Source organism: Streptomyces sp. WAC05374, from assembly GCF_004353505.1.
Taxonomy (GTDB): domain Bacteria; phylum Actinomycetota; class Actinomycetes; order Streptomycetales; family Streptomycetaceae; genus Streptomyces.
The window spans coordinates 361,188-381,457 of the sequence record NZ_SMNQ01000004.1 but is presented as its reverse complement, the minus strand read 5'-3'; the positions used below and the strand labels follow the sequence as shown (position 1 = coordinate 381,457).

Genomic DNA, 20,270 nt, shown 5'->3' with positions numbered 1-20,270 from the left:
AGTGGACTTCGGACTCGTTCTCCAGACCGACCCTCCCGGCTCCGCCGTCGTCGGCCTGATGCGGCGCGCGGAACGCAACGGCTTCCGCTACGGCTGGACCTTCGACTCCGCCGTGCTGTGGCAGGAGCCGTTCGTCATCTACAGCCGCATCCTGGAACACACGAGCAGACTGATCGTCGGTCCGATGGTCACCAACCCGGGGACCCGGACGTGGGAGGTCACCGCCTCCACCTTCGCCACCCTCAACGACATGTACGGCAACCGCACCGTGTGCGGCATCGGGCGCGGCGACTCCGCGATGCGCGTCGCGGGCCGCAAGCCCAACACGCTGGCCCGGCTCGGCGAGGCCATCGAGGTCATCCGCGACCTCGCCGAGGGCCGCGAGGCGCTCGTCGACGGCAACCCGGTCCGCATCCCCTGGGTGAAGGAGGGCCGGCTCCCCGTCTGGATGGCCGCGTACGGCCCGAAGGCCCTCGCCCTGGCCGGACAGAAGGCCGACGGCTTCATCCTCCAGCTCGCCGACCCGTTCCTCACCGAGTGGATGATCAAGGCGGTGCGCAAGGCGGCCGAGGAGGCCGGCCGCGACCCGGCCTCCCTCACCATCTGCGTCGCCGCCCCCGCGTACGTCGGCGACGACCTGGAGCACGCCCGCGACCAGTGCCGCTGGTTCGGCGGCATGGTCGGCAACCACGTGGCGGACCTGGTGGGCCGGTACGGCGAGCACTCCGGGCTGGTGCCCGAGGCCCTCACCGACTACATCAAGGCCCGGCAGGGCTACGACTACAGCCACCACGGCCGCGCCGGGAACCCCTCCACCGACTTCGTCCCCGACGAGATCGTCGACCGCTTCTGCCTGCTGGGCCCGCCGGCCGCCCACATCGCCAGGCTCAAGGCGCTCCGGGCCCTGGGCGTCGACCAGTTCGCGGTGTACGACATGCACGACGCCAAGGAGGCGACGATCGACGCGTACGGCTCCGAGATCATCCCCGCGCTGACCGCGTAGACGCGTAGACGCGTACGGCTCCGAGATCATCCCCGCGCCGACCGCCTGGACGCGCACCGGACACGAACCCCCCCCCACGCCCCGCACGGCCTCGTTCCGTCCCCGAGCGAAGGGTTCCGCCGTCATGACCGAAACCGCTCCGATACGCGTCGGCCTCGCCTCCCACGACATCCCCGCCGACAGCCCGTTCGTGAACGAGGACCTGCTGCCCGTGCCGGTGGAGCGGCGCCGCTGGACCACGTACAACTTCGCGGCCCTCTGGGTCGGCATGGCCCACAACATCCCGTCGTGGATGCTCGCCTCGGGGCTGGTGGCCCTGGGCATGGACTGGAAGCAGGCCGTTCTCACCATCGCGCTGGCCAACGTCATCGTCCTCGTACCGATGCTGCTCACCGGCCACGCCGGCCCCAAGTACGGCATTCCCTTCCCGGTCCTGGCCCGGGCGTCGTTCGGGCTGCGCGGTGCCAACCTGCCGGCGCTGATCCGGGCCGGGGTGGCGTGCGCCTGGTTCGGCATCCAGACGTGGATCGGCGGTCAGGGCGTCTTCGTGCTGGTCGGCAAGCTCGTCGGCGGCGACGGCTGGGCGGAGGCGGCGCGGATCGGCGGCCAGCCGTGGACGCTCTGGCTGTGCTTCCTGCTCTTCTGGGCGCTCGAACTCGCCATCATCCTGCGGGGCATGGAGGCGCTGCGCCGGTTCGAGAACTGGGCGGCGCCCTTCGTCATCGTCGGCGCGCTGGTGCTGCTGGTGTGGATCACGGTGAAGGCCGGCGGGTTCGGCCCGCTGCTGGACCAGCCGTCGGCGCTCGGCTGGGGAGCGGACTTCTGGCCGGTCTTCTTCCCCTCCCTCATGGGCATGATCGCCTTCTGGGCGACCCTGTCCCTGAACATCCCGGACTTCACCCGCTTCGGCGCCGGACAGCGCGCCCAGGTGCGCGGACAGGCCCTCGGACTGCCCACGACCATGACGCTGTTCGCGCTGCTGTCCGTCCTCGTCACCTCCGGCTCGCAGGTGGTGTACGGGGCGGCCGTCTGGGACCCGGTGGCGCTCGCCTCCCGCACGGACAGCGTCTTCGGGCTGCTGTTCGCGCTGGTGACCGTGCTGGTCGCCACCATCTCGGTGAACATCGCGGCGAACGTCGTCTCGCCCGCGTACGACCTGGCCAACCTCGCCCCCAGGCTGATCGACTTCCGTACGGGCGCGCTGATCACGGGGGTGGTCGGGGTGCTGATCATGCCGTGGAAGCTGACCGAGACGCCCGAGCTGTACATCTTCACCTGGCTGGGGCTGGTGGGCGGCATGCTGGGGACGGTGGCGGGCATCCTGATCGCCGACTACTGGCACGTGCGCCGCACCGTCCTGGACCTCCCCGACCTGTACCGGCGCGGCGGCCGCTACTGGTACGCGGGCGGCTGGAACCCGGCGGCGGTGGCGGCGTTCGTCGTCGGGGGCGTGCTGGCGGTGGGCGGGTCGCACTCGGCGCCGGGCAAGGGCCCCTTCCCGCGGGACGGGCTCATCCCGCCGCTGAGGCCGCTCGCGGACTACGGGTGGGCGGTCGGGCTGGCGGCGTCACTGCTGCTGTACGTGGTGCTGATGGTGCCGAAGGTGCGGCGGACAACCCCCTGACAGCGTACTTACTCTCCAGTAGCCTGCCTGCCATGTCCTTCGACGGAATCACGTCCATGCGCGCTGCCCTGACGGCGGGTCAGGTCACCTCGGCCTCCCTCGTGCTCGACTCGCTCGAACGGATCGAGGCCACCCAGAGCACGCTGAACGCCTTCCGCTGCGTCCGCGCCGAAGCCGCCCTCGCGGAGGCCGAGGACGCCGACCGGCGCATCGCGGCGGGGGAGACGCTGCCCCTCCTGGGCGTGCCGGTCGCCGTCAAGGACGACACCGACGTGGCGGGGCTGCCCACCCGCTTCGGCTGCGCCGGCGACATACCGCCCGCCGCGTCGGACGGCGAGGCTGTGCGCCGGCTGCGTGCCGCCGGGGCCGTCGTCGTCGGCAAGACCAACTCCTGCGAGCTGGGCCAGTGGCCGTTCACCGAGGGCCCCGCCTTCGGCGCCACCCGCAACCCCTGGAACCACGGCCACACCCCGGGCGGCTCCTCCGGCGGCTCGGCCGCCGCCGTCGCCGCCGGGCTCGTGCCCGCCGCCCTCGGCTCCGACGGCGCGGGCTCCATCCGCATCCCCGCCGCCTGGACCCACCTGGTCGGCATCAAGCCGCAGCGCGGCCGGGTCTCCGTCCACCCGTACACCGACTGCTTCGAGGGGCTCACGGTCAACGGCCCGCTCGCCCGCACGGTCGCCGACGCGGCCCTCCTCCTCGACGCGGCCGCCGGACCGCACCGGTCCGAGTCGCAGGGCCCCGCGCCCATCGACGCCTCGGCCGCCGCCCGCCGCGAGCCGGGCCGACTGCGCATCGCCCTGGCCTGGCGCTCCCCGTTCACCGCCACGCACAACCCGCTGCACCCCGGTATACGCCGGGCCGTCACCGAGCTGGCCGAGGCCCTGGCCCGCCTCGGGCACACGGTCGAGGAGGCCCGCCCCCGCTACGGCCTCATCGGCCTGAGCTTCCTGCCCCGCGCCACCGCCGGGATCGCCGCCTACGCCGACCGGCACCCCGACCCCTCCCTGCTGGACCCCCGCACCCGCAGCGCGACCCGCACCGGCCGCCGCCTCGGGGGCCGCCTGCTGCGGGCCGCCCGGGCCCGCGAGGCCCACCAGCACCGCCGGATCGGCGCCCTGTTCGCCACGTACGACGTCCTCCTCGCCCCCACGACGGCGGCGCCCCCGCCCCGGATCGGCGCCTTCGACGCCCTCCCCGCCTGGCGCACCGACCTCACCATGGCCGCCGCCTGCCCCTACGCCTGGCCCTGGAACGTCCTGGGCTGGCCGGGCGTCAACGTCCCCGCCGGGTTCACCCCGGACGGCCTGCCGGCCGGTGCCCAGCTCCTGGGGCCGGCGGGCAGCGAGGAGCGGCTGATCTCCCTGGCCGCCCAGCTCGAGGCCGACCGCAAGTGGTACGAGCGGACGCCTCCGGCCGCCGGTCGCTGAGCACGCGCGCGCCTCGGCGGGGCGGCCCGTTCACGGCAGGGGGCGCGACGCGGCGGGCGGCGGCCGGTCCGCGGCGCCCGCACCGGTGTCCGCGTAGACGGACGCCTCCTTCGCGGTGGCCGCGATGCCGTTCGCGCCGTGGAAGATGCGCCGGCCCCACGTGGTCAGCGCGGCCGGGTCGAAGCCGGCGGCCATGTCGAGGTACTCGACGCCGTCGGTGTTGCCGCTCCACGACCAGCCCAGGTAGCCCACGCCCAGATCCTCGGCGGTGGCCAGCACGGCCTCCTCGTCGGGGTCGCCGTCGGTGTGCTCGTGGCCGAACTCGCCCACGACCACCGGGAGCCGGGCCGCGACGAAATGGCTCAGATAGGCCCTCACCTCGGCGGCCGTGTCGAAGACGCCGTACATGTGGACGGAGAAGACGGTGTTGCGCTCCGGGTCGGCCGCCAGGACGGACGCCGCGTTGTCCCGCATGGTGAAGGTCCAATCCTGGCCCCAGTCCGGCGCGTCCACCATCAGGGTGTGGGTGAACCCGGCCGCGCGCAGCTTCTGGACGGCGGCCTTGGTGTCGGCGGTCCAGCCGCTCGCGCCGGTCCTGCCGTACGGCTCGTTGGCGACGTTGATGATGACGTACCGCTCCTGGCCCGTCAGCGCGCTCCTGACCCCGATCCAGTAGTCCACCGCGCGGGAGAGCGGGACGGCGCCGCTCTCCTCCCCGTACCCGGTGGTGTCGTGGACGTCCAGCACGCAGATGAGCCGGTTCGCCCGGCACCGCTCCACGACGGCCGCGACATCGGCCGCATCGCTGCGCGTCCACCGGTCACCCGTCCCGAGCACCACCCGTACCGTGTTGGCGCCCAGCGACTTGACGTCCGCCATGGACGCACCCGTCCGGCCCGGGTACCAGGCGTGGGCCAGGTTGACGCCCCGCATGACGAAGTCGCTGTCGTCGGACTCGACGAGGCGGCCGCTGTCGCTGACGCGGAACCCGTCCGGGGCGGTGGGCGCGGCGGCGGGGGTCGTACCGCCCGGGGCGGACACGAGCAGTGCCGCCAGCAGGGCGGCCACGGCGAGAACGGCCGCCGAGAGGGCTCGGGGGTTCATGCGCGCTCCTGTGGGGGTGGGTCGGCCGCCCGGCCGCGCACCGGGCGTCCCCACTGACCCTTGTACCCCGCTACGACACGCCCGATCGCACCGCGGGCCTCCCTTCCGGAGCCGTGGGAGCGATCCCGTGCCGCGCGGTGACCGGACCGTGCCACAGGGGCGTCACGGCACCCGAGCGGTCCACTCCGGCGAGCCGAACTTCACCCGCGCCAGCTCACGCGCGCGTGCCATCTCCTCGTCCGTGACCCCGCCCTCCGACAGGCCGTACCGCTCACGGAACGAGCCGATCATCCGCTCGATCACCGTCCCGCGCGGCAGACCGGTCTGGCGGCGCAACGGGTCCACGCGCTTCTTGGCGCTCTTCGTGCCCTTGTCGGAGAGCTTCTCGCGGCCGATCCGCAGCACCTCCGTCATCTTGTCGGCGTCGATGTCGTACGCCATCGTCACGTGGTGCAGCACGGCCCCCTCCCCGCCGGCCAGCCGCTTCTGCGCCGCCCCGGCGATCTTGCCCGCGTCGGTGGCGATGTCGTTGAGCGGCTGGTACCAGGCCTTGATGCCCATGTCGCCGAGCGCGCCCAGCACCCAGTCGTCGAGATACGCGTAGCTGTCCGTGAACGACAGCCCCTGCACCAGGGCGTCCGGCACGGAGAGCGAGTACGTGATGGTGTTGCCCGGCTCGATGAACATGGCGCCGCCCCCGCTGATCCGCCGTACGACCGTGATGCCGTGCCGCTCGGCCGCCTCCGCGTCCACCTCGTTGCGCAGCGACTGGAAGCTGCCGATCACCACGGCGGGCGCGCCCCACTCCCACACCCGCAGCGTCGGCGGGCGGCGCCCGGCGGCCACCTCGGCCGTGAGCACCTCGTCGAGCGCCATGTGCAGCGCGGGCGGCTGGGCCCCCTCGTGGACGAGCTGCCAGTCGTAGTCGGTCCAGTCGGTGGCGTGCGCCAGGGCCCGCCGCACGGCGACCCCGATCCCCTCGGTGGTGAGCCCGAACATCTGCGTCCCGGGCGGCAGCGCCGCGTCGATCCGCGCCGCCAGCCCCGACGCGTCGGTGTCGGCGGGCGCGCCCTCCAGCGCCCGGTCGATGGCGAGCAGAGCCTCGTCGGGCTCCAGGAAGAAGTCCCCGCCGACCCGCACACGGCGCAGTACGCCGTCCTCCGTGTCGAGGTCGACGACCACGAGCTTGCCGCCCGGAACCTTGTATTCGCCGTGCACGTCCGCGTCTCCCGTCCCAGAACCGACCGTCATGTCAGCCTATGCCCGACTCCCGGAGGGCAGGAAGTCGCAACCGAGGGGCACGGGCAGCTCCGTACGGCGGGCGCCACCGCCGCCCCCGCCGCCCCGGACGGCTCCGCCCGGCCGATAGCCTGCCCGCCACGAGACCCACCGGACCCAGCCCCCGGGGGCCACGCGAACCACCGCGTCGACACAGCGAGGTGACGGGCCGTAATGTTCACCACCCGACCGACCCTCCAGGGCACCTTCGGGATGGTGTCCTCCACCCACTGGCTGGCCTCGCAGTCGGCCATGGCCGTCCTGGAGGACGGCGGCAACGCCTTCGACGCCGCCGTCGCCGCCGGGTTCGTCCTGCACGTCGTCGAGCCGCACCTCAACGGACCGGCCGGTGAGGTGCCGGTCCTCCTCGCACCGGCCGGCGGCGAGGTGCGGGTGCTGTGCGGACAGGGCCCCGCCCCCGCCGGGGCGACCATCGACCACTACCGGTCGCTCGGGCTCGGCCTGGTACCCGGCACCGGCCCGCTCGCCGCCGCCGTGCCCGGCGCCTTCGACGCGTGGATGCTCCTGCTGCGCGACCACGGCACCAAGCCGCTCGCCCAGGTGCTGCGGTACGCCATCGAGTACGCGGAGGCCGGGCACGCGCCCGTGCGGCGGGTCGGCGAGACCGTGGAGACCGTACGGGCCCTGTTCGTCAACGAGTGGACCTCCTCCGCCGACCTCTACCTCCCGGACGGCCAGCCCCCCGCCCCGGGGCGGCTCTTCCGCAACCCCGCGCTCGCCCGCACCTGGCGCCGACTCGTCGACGAGGCGACCGCCGCCGCCGGCGACGACCGGACCGGCCAGATCGAGGAGGCCCGCCGGATCTGGCGCGCGGGCTTCATCGCCGAGGCCCTGCTGCGGCAGTCCGCGCGGCCCACCATGGACACCAGCGGCGGCCACCACACCGGCACGCTCACCGCCGCCGACCTGGCGGGCTGGTCCGCGACGTACGAGAACCCCGTCACCCACGACTGGAACGGCTGGACCCTCTGCAAGGCCGGCGGGTGGAGCCAGGGCCCCGTGTTCCTCCAGCAACTGGCCCTCCTGCCGGCCCGCCTGCCCCCGTACGGCTCCGCCGACTACGTGCACGTGCTCGTCGAGGGCTGCAAGCTCGCCATGGCCGACCGCGAGGCGTGGTACGGCGACGCCGCCGACGTCCCGCTCGACACGCTGCTGTCGGCCGCGTACAACGCCGGGCGCCGCGCCCTCGTCGGCGACCGGGCCTCCCACGAGCTGCGCCCCGGCAGCCCCGACGGCCGTACGCCGCGCCTGAGCGCCCACGCCGCCGCCGTCGCCGCCGGGCGGCCGGGCCCCGGCGCCCCGGCCGTCGCGGTCGCCGCCGGGGCCGGTGAGCCGACCGTCGCCGGTGACGTCCCGGGCACCGGCGGGCCCGCCGTCGGCCGCGACGGCACCACCCGGGGCGACACCTGCCACGTGGACGTCGTCGACCGGTGGGGCAACATGGTCGCGGCCACGCCCAGCGGCGGCTGGCTCCAGTCCAACCCCGTGGTGCCCGAACTCGGCTTCCCGCTCGGCACCCGGCTCCAGATGGCCTGGCTGGACCCGGGCCTGCCCAACTCCCTGACGCCCGGCCGCCGTCCGCGCACCACGCTCACCCCGACCCTGGCGCTGCGCGACGGGGTGCCGGTCATGGCGTTCGGCACACCGGGCGGTGACCAGCAGGACCAGTGGCAGCTCCACTTCTTCCTCGCGCTCACCCACGGCGGACTGGACCTCCAGGCCGCGATCGACGCGCCCAACTGGCACAACGAAAGCTTCCCCGGCTCCTTCCACCCGCGCGGCATGCGGCCCGGCGGGCTCACCGTCGAGTCCCGCATGGACCCGGCCGTCGTCGAGGAGCTGCGCCGCCGGGGCCACGACGTCACGGTCGGCGGCCCGTGGACCGAAGGACGGCTGTGCGCCGTCGCCAGGGACCCGCGCACCGGCATCCTCTCGGCGGCGGCCAACCCGCGCGGCATGCAGGGGTACGCGGTCGGCCGGTGACCTCCCCGGTTCCCCGGTCCCTTTCCGCGATGTCAGTGGGCCGTGCTTAGCTGGACGCATGATCGATGAACTTCTCGACGGTTCCGGGTCCCAGTCCGATGCGGCGTCCGCCGCGGTCGAGGAGGCGGTGCGCAAGGCGGCCGCCGCCGAGATCGTGCCGCGCTGGCGGCAGCTCGCCACGCACGAGATCGTCGAGAAGAGCGGCCCGCACGACCTCGTGACGGTCGCCGACCGGGCCGCCGAGGCGCACCTGACCGCCTCGCTCACCGCGCTGCTGCCCGGCTCCGTGGTGGTCGGCGAGGAGTCCGTCCACGCCGACCCGGAGGTGTACGAGGCGCTGAAGGGCGACGCGCCGGTGTGGATCGTCGACCCGGTCGACGGCACCTGGCACTTCGCGCACGGCGACCCCGGGTTCTGCACGCTCGTCGCGCTGGCGGTGCGCGGCGAACTGCTGGCGTCGTGGACGTACGCCCCGGCGCGCGAGGAGATGGCCGTGGCGGTGCGCGGGCGCGGCGCGCGGCTCAACGGCGCGTCGATACGGTCCGGGTCGCCCGAGCCCGGCGCGGCGCTCCGGGTCGCCACGTCCCACCCCGACTACACCACCGCCGACCAGAAGGCCGCGCTCCTGGGCCTGGACACCGAGGGCGTCCACGCCCGCCCGTGCGGATCGGCCGGGCTGGAGTACCTGGCGGTCGCCCGGGGCGAGCTGGACGCCGTCGCGTTCTCGTGGGAGTACGCCTGGGACCACGCGGCGGGCCTGCTCCTGGTCGAGGAGGCGGGCGGCGCCCACGCCACCCTGACGGGCGCCCCGTTCCGCGTCACGGGTGCCAACGCGCTGCCGTTCACCGCCGCCCGCGACCGGGCCACCGCCGACCGGATACGGACGCTGCTGGCCGCCCGGTAGGCACAGGCGCCCACCGGCCCAATATCCTGAGACGACGTGGCGATCGGCTGACGAAGGAGTCCCAAGGTGCCGTCGATGCTGGATGCCGTCGTCGTGGGGGCGGGGCCCAACGGACTGACCGCTGCCGCCGAGCTGGCGCGCCGGGGGTTCTCCGTCGCCGTGTTCGAGGCCCTCGACACGGTCGGCGGCGGGGCCAGGACCGAGGAGCTGACGCTGCCCGGCTTCCGGCACGACCCGTGCTCCGCCGTGCACCCGCTGGGCGTCGGCTCGCCCGCCTTCAAGGACATGCCGCTCGACCGGTACGGCCTCGAGTGGCTGCACGCCGAGCTGCCGATGGCGCACCCCTTCGACGACGGCACGGCCGCCGTGCTGTCCCGGTCCGTCTCCGAGACGGCGGCCTCCTTCGGGCCCCGGGACGCCGGCGCGTACCGCCGCCTCGTCGCGCCCTACCTCGGCACCTGGGACACCCTCGTCCGCGACTTCATGTCCCTGCCCCTGACCGCGCTTCCACGGGACCCGGTCACCCTCGCCCGCTTCGGCGTCGACGGCCTGCCGCCCTCCACCTGGCTGATGCGCCGGTTCCGCGACGACCGGGCCCGCGCGCTGTTCGCCGGGCTCGTCGCCCACGTCATCGCCCCGCTCGGCGGACTCGCCACCGGCGCCATCGGGCTCGTCTTCGCGCTCGCCGCGCACACGGGCGGCTGGCCGCTCCCGCGCGGCGGCTCCCAGGCGATCTCCGACGCCCTCGCCGCGTACGTGAAGGACCTCGGCGGCACCATCCACACCTCCTACGAGGTCAAGCGCCTGGACGACCTGCCACCCGCCCGCGCCTACGTCTTCGACACCTCGCCGACCGCACTGGCCCGCATCGCCGGTTTCGGCCGGTTCTACGACCGGTACCGCTACGGCGCCTCGGTCTACAAGATCGACTACGCGCTGGACGGCCCCGTGCCCTGGACCGCCGCCGAACCCCGCCGCGCCGGCACCGTGCAGATCGGCCCCGGCAGCCGCGAGATCGGTGCCGCCCTGCACCAGGTCTCCGTCGGCACGCCGCCGCGCACACCGTTCCTGATCACCGCTCAGCCCAGCCTCGTCGACCCCTCCCGGGCCCCCGGGGGCAAGCACGTCTTCTGGGCCTACGGCCACGTCCCGCACGCCTGGGAGGGCGACCTCACCGAGGCGATCGAGCGGCAGATCGAGCGGTTCGCCCCCGGCTTCCGCGACCTGATCCTCGCCCGCGCCACCGCCGGCCCGCCCCAACTCGCCGCGCGCAACGCCAACTACGTCGGCGGCGACATCGCCTGCGGCGCCGCGAGCGGCCTCCAGCTCCTGCTGCGCCCCCGGATCTCCCTCTTCCCGTACCACACCCCCCACCCGGCCGTCTTCCTCTGCTCCTCCGCGACCCCGCCCGGCCCCGGCGTGCACGGCATGTCCGGGCACAACGCGGCCAAGGCGGTCTGGCGCCACCTGCGAAAGGCCCGACGGTGAACATCACCCTCGTACGCGGCGACATCACCGAGCAGCACGCCGACGCCATCGTCAACGCCGCCAACTCCTCGCTGCTGGGCGGCGGAGGCGTCGACGGCGCCATCCACCGCAAGGGCGGCCCCGACATCCTCGCCGCGTGCCGCGCCCTGCGCGCATCCCACTACGGCCGCGGTCTGCCCACCGGTCAGGCCGTCGCCACCACCGCCGGCCGCCTCGACGCCCGCTGGGTGATCCACACCGTCGGGCCCGTCCACTCCCCGGACGAGGACCGCTCCGCGCTCCTCGCCTCCTGCCACCGCGCAGCCCTCCGCGTCGCCGACGAACTCGGCGCCCGCACGGTCGCGTTCCCCGCCATCTCGACCGGCGTCTACCGCTGGCCGGTCGACGACGCCGCCCGGATCGCCGTACGAGCCGTACGGGAGGCCGAGACCTCCGTGGAGGAGGTCCGGTTCGTCCTCTTCGACGAGCGCGCCTACGAGGCGTTCGCCGCGCACGTGCGCTGAGCGGCGCCGCGCTACCCGGTCACGTACAGCGCGCTGGGCGTGCTGGCGATGAGCGACGGCACCGGCGGACCGGGCGGCCCCGCGAGACGCAGGCGCGGGAACCGCTCGAACAACGCCCGCAGCGCGACGCGCAGTTGCAGTCGGGCCAGCGGGGCGCCCACACAGAAGTGCGGCCCGTGCCCGAAGCCCAGGTGCCGTGCGCGCTCACCGTCCCGGCCGGTGTCGAACCCGCCCGGGCCGAGACGCGGGTCCCGGTTGGCCGCCGCGAAGCACAGCAGCAGCGCGTCCCCCGCGCGCAGCGGCCTGCCGCCCAGCTCCACGTCCTCGGTGGGAAAGGCGAAGGGCAGGGCGTACACGCTCGAGTCGTGGCGGAGGCCCTCCTCCACCACCGCGTCCCAGCCGGCCTCGCCGCTCAGCACCCGGCGCAGCTCCCCGGGGTGGGTGAGCAGGGCGTGGGCCGTGTTCACCAGCGCCCCGGCCGTCGTCTCGAACCCGGCGCCCAGGAACAGCCACAGCATGTCGAGGAGTTCGGTTTCGGACAGACCGTCGGGGCCGCCGCGCAGCAGGTCGCTGACGAGGTCGTCGCCGGGTGCCGCCGACCGGCGCCCGACCAGGTCCGCCAGGTACGCGTTGATGTCGCCCGTCAGCCGCGCCGACTCCTCCGCGCTCAGCGTCGAGCGCGCGAACGCCCGGCCGACCAGCGCCACGACGTCCGGCTGCTCCTCGGCCGGGATGCCGAACAGGGCGCAGAGCGTACGCAGCGGAAGCGGCAGCGCGTACGCCGAGCGGAGGTCCGCCGGGCGGCCGTCCGCCAGGGCCGGCTCCAGGCCGGCCAGCAGCGCGTCGACGGTCCCGGTGATCGCGGGCGTGAGCCCCTCGACGCGGCGCGGGGTGAACGCCGCCGACACCGCGCGCCGCAGCCGCCGGTGGTCCGCGCCGTCGGCGGTCAGCATCCACCGCCGGGTCAGGTGCGCCAGCATCGGCCAGTCCCGCGCCACCTCACCGTCCCGCAGCGCCCGCCAGTGCGCGGGGGAGCGGGCGAACCGCGGATCGGTCAGCACGGTCTCCAGCTCGGCGTGGCCGGTGACCGCCCAGCAGTGGACCCCGCCCGGCCACTCGGCCGGAGCCACCGGCCCGCCCCGCCGCAGCTCCTCCGCCTGCGCCCGGTGGTCCGTGGTGCGGGGGTCGAGGAGGACCCGTTCGGTCGTCCGCTCGGTCATCATGCATCCCCTGGGGTGTCGTGGATCGCGACGTGCCGTGACGGGATGATCCCACGCCGTGACCGGCGCCGACCCGGGGATCGTGAGGTGAAACGGCGCACCGCTGGCAGCGGGACGTTGATGTCGTTTTCCCGCCAGCGCCCGCCCCTCGCCGTCCCCGATGCTGGACCCATGCACACCGACACCGAGCGCTGCGTGCGGGCCGTCCGGTCCAAGGACGCCCGATTCGACGGATGGTTCTTCACCGCCGTCCTGACCACCCGCATCTACTGCCGGCCCAGTTGCCCGGTCGTGCCGCCGAAGCCCGAGAACATGGTGTTCTACCCGAGCGCCGCAGCCTGCCAGCAGGCCGGGTTCCGCGCCTGCAAGCGGTGCCGGCCCGACACCAGCCCCGGCTCGCCGGAGTGGAACGCCCGCGCCGACACCGTCGCCCGCGCCATGCGCCTCATCCGCGACGGCGTCGTCGACCGCGAGGGCGTGCCCGGTCTCGCCGCACGGCTCGGCTACTCCACCCGGCAGATCGAGCGCCAGCTCCTCGCCGAACTCGGCGCCGGACCGCTCGCCCTGGCCCGCGCCCAGCGCGCCCAGACCGCACGCGTCCTCATCGAGACGACGGACCTGCCGATGGCGGACGTGGCGTTCGCCGCCGGATTCGCCTCCGTACGCACCTTCAACGACACCGTCCGCGAGGTCTTCGCCCTCACACCGGGCGAGTTGCGCACCCGCGCCGCCCGGCCCGCCTCGGCCGCGCCCCGGACCCCCGGCGTCATCGCGCTCCGCCTCCCGTACCGGGCGCCGCTCAACCCCGACAACCTCTTCGGCCACCTGGCCGCGACCGCCGTCCCCGGCGTGGAGGAGTGGCGCGACGGCGCCTACCGGCGCACCCTGTCCCTCCCGCACGGCCACGGCACCGTCGCGCTCACCCCGCACCCCGACCACATCGCCTGCCGCCTCTCGCTCACCGACCCCCGCGACCTGACCCTCGCCATCAGCCGCTGCCGCTGGATGCTCGACCTGGACGCCGACCCCGTCGCCGTCGACGACCAGCTCCGCACCGACCCGCTGCTCGCGCCCCTGGTCGACAAGGCGCCCGGCCGGCGCGTCCCGCGCACCGTGGACGCCGCCGAGTTCGCCGTACGCGCCGTCCTCGGCCAGCAGGTGTCCACCGCCGCCGCCCGCACCCACGCGGCCCGCCTGGTCACCGCGCACGGCACCCCGGTCGACGACCCCGGCGGCGGGCTCACCCACCTCTTCCCCGGACCCGAGGCGCTCGCCGCGCTCGACCCGGAGGCGCTCGCCCTGCCGCGCAGCCGCCGCACCACGCTCACCACGCTGGTCGGCGCCCTCGCCGACGGCTCGCTCCGGCTCGGCCCCGACAGCGACTGGGACCGGGCCCGCGCCCAGCTCGCCGCACTGCCCGGCTTCGGCCCCTGGACGGTCGAGGTGATCGCCATGCGCGCCCTCGGCGATCCCGACGCCTTCCTCCCCACCGACCTCGGCGTCCGGCGCGCGGCCGCCGGTCTCGGCCTGCCCGCCACCCCCGCCGCCCTGACGGCCCGCGCGGCCGCCTGGCGGCCCTGGCGCGCGTACGCCGTCCAGTACCTGTGGGCGACCGACAGCCACCCCATCAACCACCTGCCCGCGTAACCCCGTCAAGGAAGCCCGCCCATGAACCGCCGGCACACCGTCACCGACAGTCCCTACGGCCCGCTCACCCTCGTCGCCACCGACGGCGTCCTCAGCGGGCTCTACATGACCGGCCAGCGCCACCGCCCGCCCGAGGAGACCTTCGGCGACCCCGACCCCCGCCCCTTCGGCGAGGTGATCCGCCAGCTCGACGCCTACCACGCCGGCGAACTCACCGAGTTCGACCTGCCGCTGCACCTCGCCGGTACGCCGTTCCAGCGCGGCGTCTGGGAGCTGCTGCGCACCATCCCGTACGGCGAGACCCGCTCGTACGGCGAACTCGCCGAGGCCCTCGGCAAGCCCGCGGCGTCCCGTGCCGTCGGCCTCGCCAACGGGAAGAACCCGATCGGGATCATCGTTCCGTGCCACCGGGTCATCGGTACCGGCGGCGGCCTCACGGGATACGGCGGCGGCCTGGACCGCAAACGGAGCCTGCTCGTGTTCGAAGGCGCCCTCGGCAGCGGTGTCCCCGCCGGTGACGCGCTCTTCTAGAGCCGCTTCGGAGCCGACACCCGCACGCAGCAACCCCGCTCGGGACCGGGCCCCGGCCTCTCGCACGTACGGCCCGGTCGCCGCACCTGCCCGGGCTCCGGGTCAGGCCGCCCCGCGGCGCCTGAGGGCGTAGACGGTGATGCCGCCGAGCAGGAGGACCCCGGCGCCGGCACCGGCCGACAGCGCGAGCGTACCCACAGGAGAGTCGTCGTCCTTCGCGGCAGACGGTGTGCCGCCGGTCCCGGCCTGTTCGCCGGTTCCGTTCGCACCGGACGGCGAGGGGCCCCGGGCGGTGTCGTCACCGAAGAAGAACACCGGGCCCTTCTCGGAGCGCGGCGTGCCGGAGACGTCCACGGTCAGCGACATCGGTACGACGACGCCCTTCGCCTCGTCGTCCGGCTCGGCGACCTGCGCCTGGATGTAGTACGTGCCCGGCACGTCGTATCCCTTGGGGTCGGCGTTCCCCGCGTCGTCCCGCTCGGTGATCTCCCAGGGCCCGCAGACCCGCTCGATGCGGCCGGTCCTGCCCGCGAACAGCTCGGTCACGCCGTTGTCATTGCACTGCGTCTCCTGGCGCTGGGCGTTGTAGAGGGTGACGCCCCATCCGGTGGTCCCGGAGTCCGGGAAGCCGTCCGGGATGTCCACACTGCCCTTGACCGTCAGTTTCTGGCCCGGCTTCAGCTCCACCCGCCAGAAGGGGGCCTCACCGACGGCGATGGACTGCCGGTGCGTGCCCGGCCCGATGGGGGTGGCGCTGTTGAAGGAGAACCCGCCCTCGGCGTCGGCTCCGGTGCGGGGTTCCGGAGCCCGCGCGCCGGCCTCCTGGGTCGCCTTGTCGGCGATGCCGACCAGAAGCTCGACGGGCATCGGCCTGTCGCCGGACCCGGTCACGTCGTTCTCGACCCTGATGCATCCGATGTCGTCCGGCGCGGGCTTCTCGTTGCCCGCTCCGGGCCTGCTGCGCCCCCCGGTGGTGATGATGTTCGCCCACCCCATCGACTGGTCGAACTCGCGCAGCCAGTCCCGGGGTTCGCCGTCACCCGCGGGGCCGGCCGCGACCGTGATGATCGAACCGCGCGGGTAGCCCTGCTCGGCGACGGCGGTGGCGCTCACCTGGAGCCGCTGGTCCGGCCGCTTCTTGACCCGGTAGTAGAGGTCGCGTCCGCCGGTGAACGTGTCCAGGTACTGGCCGGGTGTGACCAGCGGAGCCCCCTGGCAGCCCTCCCTGGAGCCTTCGACCGGCTTTCCGGTGGCGTGGTAGGTCCGCCACCCCTTGCGGAACAGGGCGCCCAGGTCGGCGGTGAGCGAGTCGGCGTCGTCGGCGTCCGCGTACGACCCGTCGGTCACGTCGGCGATGCACTTCAGTTGCGCCCGTGCCGAGGAGGGCGCCCGGAACCCGACCACGTCCACGGCGAGGTCGACGCCCTGCGCCTTGAGCTCGCGGGCCACCTCACAGGGAGGTGGCGGCGCACAGGTGTCGTCACCGTCCGAGACCAGGATGATGCGGCGCTCGCCCGTCGCGCCGAGGTCCTTGGCGGCTTCGCGCAGCGAGACGCCGATCGGTGTGAAGCCGACCGCCTTGAAGCCCGCGACCCGCTCCTTGGCATCGGCGCGCGCGGCCCGGTCCATCGGAGTGACCGGCAGGACCTGCTGTGTGTCGGCGCAGCCCTGCTTCTTGTCCCGCCCGGGATACGTGGCGCCGTAGACGCGCAGTCCCAGCGGGGCCTGTTCGGGGGCGCTGTCGATGATCCGGGTGACCGCCTGCTTGGCGGCGGCGAGGCGGGTCCGGCCGCCGGCGTCGTTCTCGTTCATCGAACCGGACAGGTCCAGAACCAGGTTGATCCGGGCGGGCTCGGGTGCCTCGGGTGTCGCGGGTGCCCCCGGGGAGGCGCTCGCGGTCGCCGCCGGGGACAGGAGCGCGCCGAGCGACAGGACGGATACGGCGGCGAGCACGCGTCGTCGGCGTGGTCTCGGGTACATGAAGGTGATCTCCACGGGATTGGTCCGTCGGCCCTTGACCCGTGCCAGTGGCGGAACGGGCGCCTGGGGACGGGTGGGACGTGTTCCGGGTCCGGACGCCGGCGGAGCGGACATCCCGCGCCGGCCCGGTCTTCGGGCGCTGCCGGGTCCGGGCGGCCCGGAGCGCTGTGCCGGGCAGGGCACCCCACGGCGTGGGCAGCGGGCGGACCCGGAACGAGTCTTGCCCTGTGTGATCAACTTTTCCAGGGTCTGTCGGTGCAGATAATGGGGGCCGCCTCGGCCACCGCCCGGGCGCAGCCCGAGTGAAAGGTGCCGGATGAAGCTGTCGGCCAGTGATCGGGGCCGCCTCAAGGCGCTCCTTCAGGCACGCCGAGCCGCGATCGACCCTGTGAGGCTGGGGTTCCCCGAGCGCAGGCCCGGTCCCGGTCGGCGGGCTTCCGGTCTGACCCAGGAACAGATGGACGTGCTGCTCACGCGCACCCCGGGCACCTACAACCGGTTCGAGAACGGTCAGATCGCCGGCCCCGGCGCCGATCTCCTCACCGCCGTCGCCAGGACGCTGCAACTGGACGAGCAGGAGTGGGCGTTCCTGTGGCTGATCACCCGCCGGGCGAGCCCGCCCCATGCCCTGCACGGCAGCTCCGGGACGTCCATAGCCGGAGCGTGGCAACGGGTCGCCGACCACATCCACGGTGCGTTGGCGTTCGTCAACGACGCCGAATGGAACGTCGTCGTCCACAACGAGGACTTCCGGCGGCTCTTCCCTCGCGGAGACACCCCCGCCAACATCATGCGCTGGATGCTCCTGGACCCCGAGGCCCGCACCGACGTCCTGATGCATTGGGAGACCCACTGGGTTCCGGCCATGATGCCCCACCTGAAGCACAGCGTGGAGCTGCGTCCGGAGAACCCCGCGCTCGGCCGTCTCGCGCACGACGTCCTCCACGACCCCGTGGCCGGACCGCTCTATCGAGAACACGCCGTGGCCCCGATTCCCTATTTCGACGGCTCGGAGCTTCCCGTCCGCCACGCCGTGCACGGACCCGGCCGGCTGACGACCTGCCTCGCCGAACCCGTCACAGCACCCGGAGCCCGCCTCAATCTCAGCTTCTACACACCGGGGGAGCCCGTTCCGCGGAACTGACGGGTCGAAGGGGCGCCGAGGAGCCGCGCACGGTTCCGCGGTGAACAGGGCCGGCTCACGGTGAGCGGCCCACGCAGTCGGAGCCGGCCCCGGAGAGGGACGCTTCCGGACGCTGAACGGCAACCGGCTCAGAGCACGACAAGCGGCTCAGAGCCGCTTCAGCAGCGCCGGCAGCGCCGTCCCGATGGGCTCGCGCACGACCTCGTCCGCCAGCTCGTCGTACGGCGTCGGTTCGGCGTTCACGACGATCAGCCGCGCCCCGTGCTCCGCCGCCATCCCGGCGAGGGACGCGGCGGGCTGCACCTGGAGCGACGAGCCGACCGCGACGAACACCTCGGCGGCCTTGGCGATGCCCATCGCCTCACCCAGCACCACCGGGTCCAGCCGCTGGCCGAACATCACCGTCGCCGGCTTCAGGATGCCGCCGCACGCCTCGCACGCCGGGTCCTGTTCGCCCGCGTCGACCCGGGCCAGCGCCTCCTCCATCGACGAGCGCGCGTGACACCCCGTGCACACCACCGCCCGTGCGGTGCCGTGCAGTTCGAGGACCTTGCGCGGGGGCATCCCGGCGAGCTGGTGCAGCCCGTCCACGTTCTGCGTGAGCACGCGCACCGCGAACCCCGGCGTCCGCTCCAGCTCAGCGACCGCCCGGTGCGCCGCGTTCGGCTCGGCCCGCAGCGCCGGGGTGTCGCGCCGCATCAGCCAGGCCCGGCGCCGGATCTCCGGGTCGGCCATGTAGAAGTCGTAGGTGACCAGCTTCTCGGCCTCCGGGTCGCGCCGCCACAGCCCGGCCGGACCCCGGTAGTCGGGAATGCCCGAGTCGGTGGAGATACCGGCACCGCTGAGGATCGCGACGAGAGTCATGCCGCCGAGGTTACGCAGCGTGTCCCCGCCCCCGCGAACGAATTGAGCGGGCCCCGTCGCTCACCCCACGGGGCGGCCGTTCTCCAGTTCCAGCGCGCCCCGGCCGGTCGCGAGGGCGTCCAGCGAGGCCGCCACCCGGAACGCCAGCGAACCGAGCAGATACGTCGCCAGCTCCTCGGGCTCCACCAGCTTCCAGGAGATCAGCTCCTCCTCCTGGACCCGGATCGCCCGGAACTGCTCCCCGCTCAGCACGCCGCCGTCGTACACGTACGCCACGATCGGCGGACGGCCCGTCCCGTGCACCCAGTCCACCGCCAGCAGCCGGCCGGGCTCCACGTCCAGACCGATCTCCTCCAGCGTCTCCCGCCGCGCGGCCTGCCGCGGGGTCTCGCCGGTGGCCGACTCGATGGTGCCGCCGGGCAGCGCCCAGCCCTCCCGGTAGTTGGGCTCGACCAGCAGGACACGGCCCTCGCCGTCGCGGAAGAGCGCTGCCGCTCCGGCCAGCACCCGGGGGAGCCCGGCGATGTACGACGCGTAATCGTTCGTGGTCACGCTGTCAGCTTAGTGCGAGAGTCCGCTCGGCCAGATCACCGATCCGGGCGCCGTCGAAGCCGAACACCGCGCTGCGCACCCGGTCCTCGAGCGGGTCCGTCCAGTGGCGGGGGATGCCGGACGCCCCGCACAGCACGCCCGCGACCGACCCGGCCGTCGCGCCGTTGGAGTCGGTGTCCAGGCCGCCGCGGACCGTCAGGGTGATCGTGCGGGTGAAGTCGCCGCCCCCGTACAGCAGGCCCGCCGTAATGACCGCGGCGTTCGGCACGGCGTGGATCCAGTGCAGCCCGGCCGTCTCGCGTTCCGCCTCGGCCAGCGCGTCGGACCAGGTCACGCCCGCGTCGTGCAGCGCCACCATGTGCCGGACCGTGCGGGCCAGGCGGCAGCCCGCGGGGACCTGCTCCAGCGCCGTCTCCACGGCGGCGCGCGGGCCGGGCGCGGTGAAGGCCGCCGCGACCAGCGCGGCCGCCCACATCGCGGCGTACACGCCGTTGCCGGTGTGGGACAGCACGGCGTCACGGCGGGCCAGGGAGGCGGCGCGGCCGGGGTCGCCGGGGGAGGTCCAGCCGAACACGTCGGCGCGGATGAGGGCGCCGATCCACTCCTGGTGGGGGTTTTCGTGGGTGGCGGTGGCCGGGGGTACGAGGCCGTTGGCGAGATTGCGGTAGGCGGCCCGCTCGGCGGTGAACGTCTGGAGGTAGGGCAGGCGCAGCAGCCACACTTCGCCGACCTGCCCGGTCGTGAAGGCGAAGCCGTACGTCTCCAGCAGGTGCAGGGCGAGAATCGCGTAGTCGACGTCGTCGTCCCGGCAACTGCCGTGGACGCGGCCGCGGACGCACTCCCGCCACTCGGGCCGCAGCTCGAAACCGCCTCCGCCGGCCGGAGGGCCGGGCAGGTAGTCGGCCAGCGGGAGGGCGCCGGTCGCCCGCAGGTAGCGGTCGATCCGGTCACGGGTCCAGTAGTCGCCGCGCTCGACGGGCTTGCCGAGCATGTT

At 74.2% G+C, this 20,270-nt stretch carries 17 protein-coding genes; 10 read left to right on the top strand and 7 right to left on the bottom strand.

Annotated elements, in window-relative coordinates:
- Window position 1 precedes the first annotated feature (1 nt).
- From E2B92_RS12130 to E2B92_RS12120, 3 genes are all read left to right on the top strand, one after another.
- The gene (locus E2B92_RS12130) at window positions 2-1,003 is read left to right on the top strand and encodes a TIGR03842 family LLM class F420-dependent oxidoreductase (protein ID WP_126884302.1); all 1,002 of its coding nucleotides are present in this window, start codon (window positions 2-4) and stop codon (window positions 1,001-1,003) included.
- Between the two features lie 124 nt (window positions 1,004-1,127).
- Complete coding sequence (locus tag E2B92_RS12125; protein ID WP_126884301.1) at window positions 1,128-2,627, top strand: NCS1 family nucleobase:cation symporter-1; 1,500 nt, start codon at window positions 1,128-1,130, stop codon at window positions 2,625-2,627.
- 32 nt (window positions 2,628-2,659) lie between these two features.
- On the top strand, window positions 2,660-4,057 hold the full coding sequence (locus E2B92_RS12120) for an amidase (protein WP_126884300.1): 1,398 nt from the start codon (window positions 2,660-2,662) through the stop codon (window positions 4,055-4,057).
- Between the two features lie 30 nt (window positions 4,058-4,087).
- On the opposite strand, the gene E2B92_RS12115 is transcribed toward E2B92_RS12120, so the two are convergent.
- Both E2B92_RS12115 and E2B92_RS12110 read right to left on the bottom strand, forming a co-directional pair.
- A complete protein-coding gene (locus tag E2B92_RS12115; RefSeq protein WP_126884299.1) occupies window positions 4,088-5,161 on the bottom strand; it encodes a glycoside hydrolase family 5 protein in 1,074 nt (357 codons plus the stop codon).
- A 162-nt stretch (window positions 5,162-5,323) separates the two neighbouring features.
- Entirely contained in the window at window positions 5,324-6,379 is a 1,056-nt protein-coding gene (locus tag E2B92_RS12110; protein WP_185923539.1) for a lipoate--protein ligase family protein, read from the bottom strand.
- A gap of 234 nt (window positions 6,380-6,613) precedes the next feature.
- Between E2B92_RS12110 and E2B92_RS12105 the strand changes: the two genes are divergently transcribed.
- The 4 genes from E2B92_RS12105 to E2B92_RS12090 all read left to right on the top strand — a co-directional run bounded on the left by E2B92_RS12105 (window position 6,614) and on the right by E2B92_RS12090 (window position 11,338).
- A complete protein-coding gene (locus tag E2B92_RS12105) occupies window positions 6,614-8,443 on the top strand; it encodes a gamma-glutamyltransferase family protein (protein ID WP_126884297.1) in 1,830 nt (609 codons plus the stop codon).
- Window positions 8,444-8,501: 58 nt separating this feature from the next.
- On the top strand, window positions 8,502-9,347 hold the full coding sequence (locus E2B92_RS12100) for an inositol monophosphatase family protein (protein ID WP_126884296.1): 846 nt from the start codon (window positions 8,502-8,504) through the stop codon (window positions 9,345-9,347).
- 66 nt (window positions 9,348-9,413) lie between these two features.
- Window positions 9,414-10,835 (top strand): phytoene desaturase family protein, encoded by a 1,422-nt coding sequence (locus tag E2B92_RS12095; RefSeq protein ID WP_133087507.1) that lies wholly within the window; start codon window positions 9,414-9,416, stop codon window positions 10,833-10,835.
- The gene (locus E2B92_RS12090; RefSeq protein WP_133087506.1) at window positions 10,832-11,338 is read left to right on the top strand and encodes an O-acetyl-ADP-ribose deacetylase; all 507 of its coding nucleotides are present in this window, start codon (window positions 10,832-10,834) and stop codon (window positions 11,336-11,338) included. The genes E2B92_RS12095 and E2B92_RS12090 overlap by 4 nt, the downstream gene beginning before the upstream one ends.
- A gap of 11 nt (window positions 11,339-11,349) precedes the next feature.
- Here the strand turns inward: E2B92_RS12090 and E2B92_RS12085 are convergent, their stop codons facing one another.
- Window positions 11,350-12,558, bottom strand: a complete 1,209-nt coding sequence (locus E2B92_RS12085) for a cytochrome P450 family protein (RefSeq protein WP_160159749.1) — start codon at window positions 12,556-12,558, stop codon at window positions 11,350-11,352.
- A 171-nt stretch (window positions 12,559-12,729) separates the two neighbouring features.
- Here E2B92_RS12085 and E2B92_RS12080 point away from each other — a divergent pair, with 171 nt between their 5' ends.
- Complete coding sequence (locus E2B92_RS12080; protein ID WP_126884293.1) at window positions 12,730-14,205, top strand: AlkA N-terminal domain-containing protein; 1,476 nt, start codon at window positions 12,730-12,732, stop codon at window positions 14,203-14,205.
- A gap of 21 nt (window positions 14,206-14,226) precedes the next feature.
- The gene (locus tag E2B92_RS12075) at window positions 14,227-14,736 is read left to right on the top strand and encodes a methylated-DNA--[protein]-cysteine S-methyltransferase (protein WP_126884292.1); all 510 of its coding nucleotides are present in this window, start codon (window positions 14,227-14,229) and stop codon (window positions 14,734-14,736) included.
- A 102-nt stretch (window positions 14,737-14,838) separates the two neighbouring features.
- On the opposite strand, the gene E2B92_RS12070 is transcribed toward E2B92_RS12075, so the two are convergent.
- The gene (locus tag E2B92_RS12070; protein WP_160159748.1) at window positions 14,839-16,689 is read right to left on the bottom strand and encodes a vWA domain-containing protein; all 1,851 of its coding nucleotides are present in this window, start codon (window positions 16,687-16,689) and stop codon (window positions 14,839-14,841) included.
- 343 nt (window positions 16,690-17,032) lie between these two features.
- Between E2B92_RS12070 and E2B92_RS12065 the strand changes: the two genes are divergently transcribed.
- Window positions 17,033-17,860: an MmyB family transcriptional regulator gene (locus E2B92_RS12065; protein ID WP_126884290.1), complete on the top strand. Its 828-nt coding sequence runs from the start codon at window positions 17,033-17,035 to the stop codon at window positions 17,858-17,860.
- 147 nt (window positions 17,861-18,007) lie between these two features.
- Here the strand turns inward: E2B92_RS12065 and E2B92_RS12060 are convergent, their stop codons facing one another.
- The 3 genes from E2B92_RS12060 to E2B92_RS12050 are packed head-to-tail and all read right to left on the bottom strand — an operon-like array spanning window position 18,008 to window position 20,267.
- Window positions 18,008-18,724 (bottom strand): SIR2 family NAD-dependent protein deacylase, encoded by a 717-nt coding sequence (locus E2B92_RS12060; RefSeq protein WP_126884289.1) that lies wholly within the window; start codon window positions 18,722-18,724, stop codon window positions 18,008-18,010.
- Between the two features lie 60 nt (window positions 18,725-18,784).
- A complete protein-coding gene (locus E2B92_RS12055) occupies window positions 18,785-19,276 on the bottom strand; it encodes an NUDIX domain-containing protein (protein ID WP_126884288.1) in 492 nt (163 codons plus the stop codon).
- A gap of 4 nt (window positions 19,277-19,280) precedes the next feature.
- A complete protein-coding gene (locus tag E2B92_RS12050) occupies window positions 19,281-20,267 on the bottom strand; it encodes an ADP-ribosylglycohydrolase family protein (RefSeq protein ID WP_235023797.1) in 987 nt (328 codons plus the stop codon).
- Between the last annotated feature and the right edge of the window lie 3 nt (window positions 20,268-20,270).